Annotated in this window: 1 protein-coding gene; it reads right to left on the reverse strand. The window is 70.9% G+C overall.

Going from position 1 to position 3,099, the window contains the following annotated elements; genetic code table 11:
* Positions 1-124 precede the first annotated feature (124 nt).
* Positions 125-2,710 carry a rifamycin-inactivating phosphotransferase gene (rph, locus tag AB0C29_RS40825; RefSeq protein WP_360832427.1) on the reverse strand — a complete coding sequence of 862 codons (2,586 nt, stop codon included), beginning with the start codon at positions 2,708-2,710 and terminating at the stop codon, positions 125-127.
* Positions 2,711-3,099: the final 389 nt, after the last annotated feature.

A 3,099-nucleotide genomic window follows, 5' to 3' on the forward strand; every position in this document is an offset into this window, starting at 1 on the left:
TGCATGTTCATGGTTTGTCTCCCCGGTCCCGGCCCACGCCCGCGGCGGGCGATGCCAGGTTAGTCCAGGGCGATCAAGAACATCTATGCCCTAGGGGAGGACGAGGTGTTCGACACAACGATCTTCAGGACAGCAGCTCGACGTAGCCGTCGGTGCCGTGCACGCGGATCCGCTGGCCGTCGCGGATGAGCCGGGTCGCCTGCGGCACTGCGACGACGGCCGGCAGGCCGTACTCCCGGGCGATCACCGCGCCGTGGGTCATCTGGCCCCCCACCTCGGTCACCAGGCCCGCGATGCCGACGAACAGCGGCGACCAGCTCGGGTCCGTGAAGGACGTGACCAGGATGTCGCCCGCCTCCAGGTCGGCCTGCGCCAGGTCGAGGACGACGCGGGCCCGGCCCTCGACCGTCCCGCCGGAGACCGGTAGCCCGGCCAGGGCATCGGCCGGCAGGTCGGCGCGCCGGTACGAGCCCAGGACCGCCTCACCGTCCGAGGTCAGCACCCGCGGCGTCGTGAGCGCCTGGTACGCCCGGAACTCCTCCTTGCGCTGCGCGATGAGCCGACCGTCCACCCGGCGCGTCCGTACGACGTCGTGGAGCTCCTGGAAGGTGAGGTAGTAGATGTCCTCCCTCCCGGCGAGCACACCGGCCTGCACGAGGCGCTCGGCCTCGTCCAGCAGAGCCTGCTTGTAGAGGAAGTAGCGGCAGATGATGCCGTACTTGGGATACTCCCGGTAGCCGATGAAGGTGCGGACCCGGTCGATCATCCGCTCGGTCTCGGCGGCCTTCTGCTCACCGTCCGGCAACGCGCGCAGGCGTTCGAGCACCTCCCGCGCCTTCTCCTGCGCCTGCTGCCGCCCCTGCTCGAAGCGCCGCTCGGCGGCCCCCGGCCCGAAGTTGCGGACATTGTCGAGGATGACCGGCACGAGCGTGGCCGGCCGCTCCCGCCAGCGCGGCCGGGTGATGTCGATCTCGCCGACGCAGCGCATGCCGTACCGGTCGAGGTAGGTCTCAATGGCCTCGCGCGCCTCGGTTCCGCCCGCGACCTTGGGCAGCTCGTCCAGAAAATGCTCGTCCTCGACGCCACGCAGGAACGCCACCACCTCGGGGTACGGGCGGATCACGTCGGCGACGTCCAGCAGCGCCAGGCCCATCTCCGAAGTGATGTTGCCCGGGGCGGACAGCGTCAGGGTGTCGGCCGCGTTCTTCTCGCCCAGCCACTCCCGCAGCCGATCGTTGAGCCACCAGGTGGCCTCCATGCCCGCCATGATCGCCTGGATGCTCACCGGATCACTCAGGACCCGCTTGTGCTCCTCGAACGCCTCCAGCAGGAAATCGAACAGCGCCGGCCCGGTCTTCGTACGGATATCGCGCTGCAGGGCGGCGACGGACGCCTCGCTGCGAGCGATCAGCTCGGCGACGACGGCCGGGTCGGTCTCGATCGGGGCGGGCCCGGCACCGGCCGGCGGCCGGCCGGGACCCGCGTCCGGGGACAGCGGCACGAAGTCGCGGTTGAGGACCGTCTCCAGCGCGTCCCGGGTCAGCGGATCGGACCGGGCCGCCATGTCCAGCAGCCCGGTGCGGCCCGCGGAGGTGGCCAGGGCCCGGGTGACATCGACGAACAGCCGCCCGCCGGCCTCATGCATCGGCGCCATGGCCGTCAGCTGCCACATGGACCAGCCCAGCGGCCGCATGGCGTCGGTCATCATCTGCTGGTGACCGACGGACAGGTACACGCGCGCCTGGTCGTCGGCGGCGGGGACGGGGAACAGCGTCGTGATCGGGCGGCTCTGCACGATCCGGAAACCGTCCTCGGCCAGGCACCACTCGATGTCCTGCGGGCGGCCGAAGTGGGCCTCGATCCGCCGTCCCAGCCGTACGAGCTCCAGGACCTGCGCGTCCGTGAGTGCGGGCTGCTCCTGCCGGGGTGAATCGATCGCCACTTGCTGCGTACCGCCGCCGGGCATGGCCTGCACGGCCCGCTCCTTCGCGGCGATCGTCCGGGACACGATCTCGTCCCGGCGCACCTTGTAGACGTCCGAGTTGACCAGGCCGGAGACCAGCGCCTCGCCGAGCCCGAAGCCCGCGTCCACGGTGGCGGCCGTCCGGTCGCCGGTGACCGGGTCGGCGGTGAACAGGATGCCGGAGGCCTGCGGGAACACCATCCGCTGCACGACCACGGCCATGGCGACCGTACGGTCGTCGATGCCGTTGCGCCGGCGGTAGATCACCGCCCGTTCGGTGAACAGGGAGGCCCAGCACCGGCTGACGTGCTCCAGGATCGCTGGGGGTCCCACCACGTTCAGATACGTGTCCTGCTGGCCGGCGAAGGACGCTGTGGGCAGGTCCTCCGCCGTCGCGCTGGACCGTACGGCGTAGGCGGCCTGCTCGCCGTGCTCGGCGAGCGCGCGGGTGATGTCCGCCGCGAGAGCCTCCGGGATGGCGATCCCTTCGATGGTCCGGCGGATCTCCGCGCTCAGGGTGCGGATCCCGTCCCGGTCGTCCGGGTCCAGAGCCGACAGCTGAACGAGCTGGTCGTCGATCGACGGCTTTGCCACCCGGCGAAACGCGTCCGTCGTCACGCAGAAGCCGGCTGGCACCCGGACGCCGTCGAGCCGGGACAACGCCCCCAGCTGCGCGCCCTTGCCGCCGGCCACCGCGCCCTGCGTCCCGTCGATCCGGTCGAGATCAAGCACGTACCGCCCGGTCACCGCGGCAGCCCGTCGGCCGACAACATACGCACGTGGTGTCCCCATTTCCGCAGGTGGTGGTCTCGGCGGACGATTCTGCGCCACCACCGGGGTCTTGCCGCAAGCCCCCCGGTCCGCTATACGTTAGAAGTGGCAGGGAGATGTCTCCTTGCCTTTTGCTTTTTCTCCCGCGCACCACTTCCTCCCGGGCGCCACTTTCTCTCGGGCGTCGCTCTCCCGGGCGCCGCTTCTACCCAGGCGCCGCTCTCCGAGCGCCACTTCTTCCCGAGCGCCGCTCTTCTCGCGTCGCTTCCTCCGGGCGTCGCTTCTCCCGGGCGTCGCTTCTCCCGGGCGTCGCTTCTCCCGGGCGTCGCTTCTCCCGGGCGTCGCTTCTCCCGGGCGTCGCTTCT

The sequence above is a fragment of the Actinoplanes sp. NPDC048791 genome (assembly GCF_040650095.1).
In the GTDB taxonomy this organism is placed as follows: domain Bacteria; phylum Actinomycetota; class Actinomycetes; order Mycobacteriales; family Micromonosporaceae; genus Actinoplanes.